This window comes from Inquilinus limosus MP06 (assembly GCF_000767795.1).
GTDB classification, from domain to species: Bacteria; Pseudomonadota; Alphaproteobacteria; order DSM-16000; family Inquilinaceae; genus Inquilinus; species Inquilinus limosus_E.
In genome coordinates this window covers 1-7,445 of sequence record NZ_JANX01000300.1, presented here as the reverse complement: position 1 = coordinate 7,445, position 7,445 = coordinate 1, and the positions used below count along the sequence as shown (strand labels likewise).

5 protein-coding genes are annotated in these 7,445 nt (G+C 71.0%); 3 read left to right on the top strand and 2 right to left on the bottom strand.

Translation table 11 applies throughout. The annotated features are described in order from the left end of the window. Together P409_RS20805 and P409_RS20800 are read right to left on the bottom strand one after the other, a co-directional pair. On the bottom strand, nucleotides 1-994 hold a 994-nt coding region (locus P409_RS20805), incomplete at its 3' end, for an ROK family protein (RefSeq protein WP_193366510.1). A 179-nt stretch (nucleotides 995-1,173) separates the two neighbouring features. Next, nucleotides 1,174-3,642, bottom strand: coding sequence for a glucan 1,4-alpha-glucosidase (locus P409_RS20800; RefSeq protein WP_052121049.1), 2,469 nt, complete (start codon nucleotides 3,640-3,642; stop codon nucleotides 1,174-1,176). A gap of 143 nt (nucleotides 3,643-3,785) precedes the next feature. Here P409_RS20800 and gnd point away from each other — a divergent pair, with 143 nt between their 5' ends. From gnd to P409_RS20785, 3 genes are read left to right on the top strand one after another with little or no spacing between them, the layout of a single operon-like run. Then, complete coding sequence (gnd, locus tag P409_RS20795; protein ID WP_034843003.1) at nucleotides 3,786-4,769, top strand: phosphogluconate dehydrogenase (NAD(+)-dependent, decarboxylating); 984 nt, start codon at nucleotides 3,786-3,788, stop codon at nucleotides 4,767-4,769. A 2-nt stretch (nucleotides 4,770-4,771) separates the two neighbouring features. After that, nucleotides 4,772-6,307 carry a glucose-6-phosphate dehydrogenase gene (zwf, locus tag P409_RS20790; RefSeq protein WP_052121047.1) on the top strand — a complete coding sequence of 512 codons (1,536 nt, stop codon included), beginning with the start codon at nucleotides 4,772-4,774 and terminating at the stop codon, nucleotides 6,305-6,307. An 8-nt stretch (nucleotides 6,308-6,315) separates the two neighbouring features. After that, nucleotides 6,316-7,290, top strand: coding sequence for a Cof-type HAD-IIB family hydrolase (locus tag P409_RS20785; protein ID WP_202964746.1), 975 nt, complete (start codon nucleotides 6,316-6,318; stop codon nucleotides 7,288-7,290). The last annotated feature ends 155 nt before the right edge of the window (nucleotides 7,291-7,445 follow it).

The following is a 7,445-nucleotide window of genomic DNA, read 5'->3' as shown; positions in this document are numbered from 1 at the left end:
CCTTCGCCGGCGCGCTCTTGGTCGCGGCCTTCGCCGGAGCGGCCTTCGCCGGCGCGCTCTTGGTCGCGGCCTTCGCCGGAGCAGCCTTCGCAGGCGCGCTCTTCGCCGCGGCCTTGGCCGGAGCGCTCTTGGCAGGCGCGCTCTTGGTGGCGGCCTTGAGGGGGGTACTCTTCTTCATGGAGGCATTCTCCGCTGCAGCCTTGATGGGGGCACTCTTCACAGGGGCGCTCTCGGCCCGGGCCGAAGCCCTCGCGACCTTGGCCGGAGCAGGTTTGGCGGACGGGCTCTTGGCCGCAGGCTGGCGCCACAACCCGGCGCCACCCTCCAGCCCCGCCTCGTTCGAGGCGAGGACCACGCCCTTCGGCAGCTCGAAATCGATATGCTTCGCGTTGCCGCCGCTGACATGCACCCGGTCCGGGTGCATCAGGATGTCGAGCACCTCCAGCATCCGCTTCACGCGCTTGTTCCAGCGCTTCTTGCCCGCCTTCTCGAAGGCCGCGTTGCCGAGATACTCGTCATAGGTCTTGTTCTTGTGCAGCGGGTGGTGCGCCAGCTCCAGATGCGGCGCCAGCGCGCCATCGCGGAACAGCGCCGTGCCGACCCCGGTGCCCAGGGTCACCACCAGCTCCAGCCCCTTGCCCTCGACCAGGGCCAGGCCCTGCATCTCGGAATCGTTGATCATCCGCACCGGGGCGCCGCCCAGCCGCCGCGACAGGGCGGAGGCCAGGGTGAAGCCGGCCCAGTCCTCGGTGCCGAGATTGGGGGCGGTGATCACCCGCCCGTCGCGGACCACGCCGGGGAAGCCGACGGCGATGCGGTCGAAGGGTGGCAGCGGCTTGACCAGCGCCGCGATGGTGTCGAGGAACAGCTTCGGCGGGCAGGGATGCGGCGTCGGCACCCGCTGCCGGTCCGACACCATCTCTCCGCGGTCATCGATCACGGCGGCCTTCAGCCCCGTGCCTCCCACATCGATGGCCAGGATGCCAGGCTTCAAGGCGGTCCTCCCTCGTGGTCTCGGCGACGCATCGACGACAACGCCTTCATCGCATCGCCTGTCCCACCGAATGCGGGAGAAGCTCGGAGGCTCATCCAGCTTTCACCCGATTGTCGCAATGCCCCGACACAGAATGAGGGCTAGTCTTACCAAGCGTCAACCTTCGACTACACAAAAGGTCAATCACCACTACTTGTGCCACTACTTGGCCCCGTGTCGGCGTGGCCGGCCGCGACGCCGGTCTCGCCGTCCACGGTCACCAGGAAATCGGCGCCCTCCCACCGCTCGGGGTCATGCCAGCGGAAGGTGAAGCGGATCCGCGTGCCGGCCGGCGCCAATACTGTCGGCAGGTCGAGGACATGCAGTCCGAACGGCGTCTCCGTCGTGACGTCGTCGCGGATGGTCCCCCAGTCATCGAGCGTCCAGTGCACCGTGGCGGCCGCCGGCAGCTCGAGGCGCAGCCCCTTGCCCGCCGGCAGGGCCCGCCGCTTCTGGTTGAAGCGCCAGCAGCGCACCGGCGAGGTGATCTTGTCGAGCTGGTAGCGCCGCACCGGCTGTGGCGGCAGGTCGAACACCCGGCCGTCGCGCAGCGACCGCAGCAGCTTGATGTGCTCGGAATGGGCCCAGACCAGGGGCATGGCGCTGCCCGAAGGCCGGCCGCGGAACAGCTCGCGCTCCGGCACGTCGTCGGCATCCCACACCTGCTCCGGCAGCAGCCCGCCCTCCCCGGCCGACCGCTCCAGCGTCGCCAGCAGCGCCTTGGCGGCGTCCGGCCGGCCGGCCGCCAGCTCGTAATGCGCCCGCTCGCCGGTCAGCAGCGGCCAGGCGCGGCCGATGCCGGTGCCGTCGAAGGGCCCGCCGTCGTCATGCTCGCCATAGCCGTCGTCGTTGTAGCGATACCAGACCGGGCCCTGCGGCAGCTCGGCCTTCAGCACCGCGTCGATGGCCTTGACCGTGTCGACGATGCGCGGGTCGTCCGCCGCCCGCAGGCCGAAGCGCACCAGGGCCAGCGCGTCGGGGCTGATCAGGAGGGCGGCGCGGCGCGCGTCGTCGCCCGGCGGCCGGTTCTTCACCGGCACGTAGCCGTCGAGCGGCGAGGCCGCGTCCGCCGCGTCGGCCGGGGCGATGCGGACATAGTAGCCCTTGAGCCCGAGCCGGCTGCAGATCGCCGTGCCCTCGGCGAAGGTCCAGCGCTCGACCTCGTCGTTCCAGGCGTCGGCGGTCTCGCGCAGCCAGCGCGCCTCCTCGGCGCTCGACGACTCGAGGATGTCGGCCGCGGCCAGGAGCGCCGCGATCTCCACCGCCAGGGTGAAGGGCGAATAGCCGGCATCCTCCTCCCACCGGTCCTGGCCGGTGACCGGGCCGTTGCGCAGGATGAAGCCGGCGGCGCGCCGCACCATCGGCACGAAGCGGGCCAGATCCTCCCCGTCCAGCGCGCCCTCCCGCCGCAGCATGTCGGCCAGCAGGATCGGGAAGGCGCATTCGTCCATCTGCACCCCGTTCCAGTACGGGGTTCCGTCCAGCCAGACATTCTGCGACCAGTGGCCGTCGGCTTCCTGGATCGCCTGCAGGTAGCCGAGGATCGCCCTGGCCTCGGCCACAGCACCTGCGGCGAGGAAGCCGCCCGCGGTCTCCACCAGGTCGCGCGGCCAGACCAGATGGTAGCCGCCGAGATCCTCGTCGCCCTTGTTGAAGCCCCAGGGGATCGACAGGCTGGCGATCACCGCGCCCGGAAACTCGATGGTCTGGTGGCTGGCCAGAACCGCGGTGCTGGTGCGGTAGGCCGTGGCCCCGGAGCCCGCGGTGCCGTCGAGCGGCAGCAGCCCGGCCTGCCAGTCCCGCCAGCCCTCGACATAGGCATCGCGCGCCGCGGCGAAGCCGGTCTGCAGCCCGGCCAGGGCGTGGTGCGCCGCCTCCTCCGGCCGTTCGCCGAAGCCGAGCGCCAGCAGGAAGCGGCCGCCCGGCGCCTCGGCCAGGTCGATCTCCCCGGCCAAAGCGATGTTGCCGTTCTCGGCCCGGCGCCAGGCCGGGTTCAGCTCCCCGCTCCGCGACAGCGTCTGCCAGCCGTCGGAGGCGCCGACATAGCCGACCGAGCGGGCGCGCCACGGCGCCGAGCAGGCCAGCGCCAGCGACACCCCGTCGGTGCCGCGGGCGAACAGCATCGGCGTGCCCTTGTAGTCGTCGACCCAGCCGGTGTTGTCGGCGCCGGCATTGACCAGATGCGGCGCCAAGAGGGCGAACAGCCGATGGTCGGCGGGCTCGCCCTCCTGCGGGGTGAACACGACCTCCTGCAGCAGCACCGGGCCGCGCGGATGGGCCAGCACCGTCTTCTCGATCCGCCAGCGGCCGTCCAGCGCGGTGTTGACCAGGCGGAAGGCCGGCACCCCGGCCTCCAGCATCCGCGTCTCCGACCGGGCGTCGCGCTTCTCCTCCGCGAAATAGCCGCCCGGGCCGGTGACGATCAGCCCCAGGTCGCGGACGCAGGCGGTGTCGATTCGCGGGAAGTAGATCTCGTTCAGGATGCCGTGGCTGAGGGTGAACCACACGCGGCTGGTGCCGGAGAGGGCGGTGCCGACGCCCGATTTGGCGCTGGAGGTCCAGCGCCCCGGCCCGCCGGGCGCGCCCGGCGGCTGTTCGCCTCGATCCAATCCCGTATCCTCCCTCGGGCGCCCGATCGACGCGGCCCCGGCTTTCGGACTCGAAACCGGCGCGCCGCGGGCGCACCATCGCTATGCTTCACGCGGTCTACGCTAGCACCACCGCACCGGAAGAAAACGAGAGGATCGACGGAATGCAGCTCGGGATGATCGGACTCGGCCGCATGGGCGGCAACATTGTCCGGCGGCTGATGCGCGCCGGCCATGACTGCGTGGTCTATGACCGCAGCGCCGAGGCCATCAAGACGCTGGCCGCCGAGGGCGCCAAGCCGGCCGCCGACCTGAAGGGCCTGGTGGACGGGCTGACGGCGCCGCGCGCGGTCTGGGTGATGCTGCCGGCCGGCGCGCCGACCGAGGACACGGTGACGGCGCTGGCAGGCCTGCTGAGCCCCGGCGACATCATCATCGACGGCGGCAACAGCTTCTACAAGGACGACATCCGCCGCGCCGCGGCGCTGGAGCCGAAGGACCTGCACTATGTCGATGTCGGCACCTCCGGCGGCGTCTGGGGGCTGGAGCGCGGCTACTGCATGATGATCGGCGGCACCAAGGCCGCGGTCGACCACCTGGACCCGATCTTCGCGGCGCTGGCGCCGGGCCTGGGCACGGTGGAGCGCACGCCGGGCCGCGAGGGCCGCGACCCTCGGGCCGAGAAGGGCTACATCCATGCCGGGCCGGCCGGCGCCGGGCACTTCGTCAAGATGGTGCACAACGGCATCGAATACGGCCTGATGCAGGCCTATGCCGAGGGCTTCGACATCCTCAAGAACAAGGATTCGAAGGAGCTGCCGGAGGCCGAGCGCTACTCGCTCGATCTCGCCGACATCGCCGAGGTGTGGCGCCGCGGCAGCGTCGTCTCCTCCTGGCTGCTCGACCTCAGCGCCATCGCCCTGGCGGAGAACGAGACGCTGTCGAACTACACCGGCTCGGTCGCCGATTCCGGCGAGGGCCGCTGGACGGTGATGGCGGCGCTGGAGGAGGCGGTGCCGGCCGACGTGCTGTCGACCGCGCTCTATGTCCGCTTCCGCTCGCGCCAGGAGCACACCTTCGGCGAGAAGCTGCTGTCGGCGATGCGCAACAAGTTCGGCGGCCATATCGAGCGGCCGGCGGGCGGCTGACCATGGCCGCGATGATCTCGCCCTCCCCCGCGAAGCCGGCGGGCACCCCGCCGGCGCCGCCCTGCACCTTCGTCATCTTCGGCGCCTCAGGCGACCTGACCGGCCGCCTGCTGACCCCCGCGCTCTATCACCTGCAGCGCGAGGGGCTGCTGGACCCCGGCTTCGAGATCGTCGGCGTCGACCGGGTCGAGAACAACGACGAGGGCTTCCGCAAGACCCTGGGCGAAGCGCTGCACACGCTCGGCACCGACGCCGAGCGCGGTATCGACGAGGCCGCCTGGAGCCGGCTGGCCGGCAACATCCACTACCTGACCGGCGACTTCGCCGACCCGTCGACCTATCAGGGGCTGGCGGCGCATCTGGAGCAGCGGCAGCGCGCCACCGGCAGTTCCAACGCCGTGTTCTACCTGGCCGTGGCGCCCCGCTTCTTCGCCCCGATCGCCACCGCCTTGTCCTCCGCCGGCCTGCTGCAGGAGAGCGACACCGCCTTTCGCCGGCTGGTGGTGGAGAAGCCGTTCGGCACCGACCTGGCCTCGGCGAAGGACCTCAACGCGAAGCTGCTGGCCGTCGCCACCGAGAAGCAGATCTACCGGATCGACCACTATCTCGGGAAAGAGACGGTCCAGAACATCATGGCCTTCCGGTTCGGCAACGGCATCTTCGAGCCGATCTGGAACCGCGACCATATCGAATGCGTGCAGATCACCGCGGCCGAGACGGTGGGGGTGGAGCGGCGCGGCCGCTTCTACGACGCCACCGGGGCGCTGCGCGACATGGTGCCGAACCACCTGTTCCAGCTCCTGGCCATGACCGCGATGGAGGCGCCGAACTCCTTCGACGCCGACGCGGTGCGGACCGAGAAGGCCAAGGTGGTCGAGGCGGTGCGCGACCTGACGCCGGAGGACGCGGCCAAGGTGGTGGTGCGCGGCCAGTACGACGCCGGCACGGTGCTGGGCAAGCCGCGCGCGGCCTACCGGCAGGAGCCGGATGTGGCGCCGGACAGCCGCACTGAGACCTATGTCGCGATGAAGCTGGCGATCGACAATTGGCGCTGGTCCGGCGTGCCCTTCTACCTGCGCACCGGCAAGTCGCTGGCGGTGCGGCGGACCGAGATCGCGATCCAGTTCAAGAAGGCGCCGGCGGTGCTGTTCCGCGACGCGGTCAACGCCCCGACGCCGAACCTGCTAGTGATCAGCATCCAGCCGGATGAGGGCATCTCGCTGCGCTTCGCCGCAAAGGTGCCGGGACGGGAGATGCGCCTCGGCCAGGTCGAGATGGATTTCCGCTATTCCGAGCACTTCAAGGCGGAGCCGCAGACCGGGTACGAGACGCTGATCTATGACTGCATGACCGGCGACCCGACGCTGTTCCAGCGGGCCGACAACATCGAGGCCGGCTGGTTCGAGGTGCAGCAGATCCAGAAGCTCTGGGCCGGCCTGGACACCGCGCCGGACCTGTACCCGGCCGGCAGCGACGGCCCGGCCTGCGCCGACGAGCTGCTGGCGCGCGACGGCTACGCCTGGCTGCCGCTGACGTGAGAGACCGTATGGAAATGCTGCTGGCGCGGCCGTCTGACGGCGGTTTCTCCGCTTCCGGTGCTCACGGACCAACGTCCGCTGCGCTCCGGTTCTCGAAACCACCGCCAGCCGACTCACGCCAGCGCATTTCCAAACGGTCTCCAAGCCCGAGCGATCCCGCCGCCCCCGCCGGGCGCATCGCCCTGCTGATCTCCGACGTCGACGGCACGCTGGCCGACCCGGACAAGGTGGTGACCCCGGCCTCGGTGGCGGCGGTGCGCCGGCTGGGCGAGGCTGGCATCGGCTTCTCGATCGTCTCCAGCCGGCCGCCGCGCGGCCTGTCGGGGCTGATCGCGCAGCTGGGCCTGGCCCTGCCGCTGGGCGGCTTCAACGGCGGCACCATCTTCCGGCCCGACGGGAGCGTGGTATCCGCGCTGACGGTGCCGGAGCCGGCGGCGCGGATCGCGCTGGCGACGCTGCGCCGCTTCGGCGCCGATCCCTGGGTGTTCGCCGACGACCAGTGGATCGCGACCGATCCGGACGGCGAGTATGTGCCGCTGGAGCGGCGCACGGTGGGGTTCGAGCCGACCATCGTCGCCGATCTCGCCCCCTATCTGGGGCGCGCCGGCAAGATCGTCGGCGCCTCCGGCGACTTCGACGGGCTGGCGCGCTGCGAGGCGGAGCTGCGGGGCCTGCTGGGCGGCAGCGCCATCGCCGCCCGGTCGCAGCGCTACTATCTCGACATCAATCACCCGGAGGCGGACAAGGGCCACGCGGTCGGCCGCATCGCCGCCGCGGCGGGGGTGGACCCGGCCGAGGTGGCGGTGATCGGCGACGCCGCCAACGACGTGCCGATGTTCCGCGCCGCCGGGCTGTCGATCGCCATGGGCAATGCCATCGACGAGGTGAAGGCGCTGGCCCACTTCGTCACCGCCGGCAACGACGCCGAAGGCTTCGCGCAGGCGGTGGACCGGTTCCTGCTGCCACGAGGGCCGGAGGGCTGACAGGTTTCCGGTGAGGCACGTTCCGATTGCCTCTCCCGCAAGCGAGACCTTTTCAGAATTCCCCCAGGTCGTCGGGGGACACTCATGGCGAAAGCGAAATGAGTCCCCCCTCCCCTTGCGGGAGGGGGGGTAGGGGAGGGGGTTCCCGCAGCCCG

Excerpts from the sequence above, each read along its gene's own strand:
- P409_RS20785 (WP_202964746.1), top strand. The coding sequence starts at position 6,316 with ATGGAAATGCTGCTGGCGCGGCCGTCTGACGGCGGTTTCTCCGCTTCC.
- zwf (WP_052121047.1), top strand. The coding sequence starts at position 4,772 with ATGGCCGCGATGATCTCGCCCTCCCCCGCGAAGCCGGCGGGCACCCCG.
- gnd (WP_034843003.1), top strand. The coding sequence starts at position 3,786 with ATGCAGCTCGGGATGATCGGACTCGGCCGCATGGGCGGCAACATTGTC.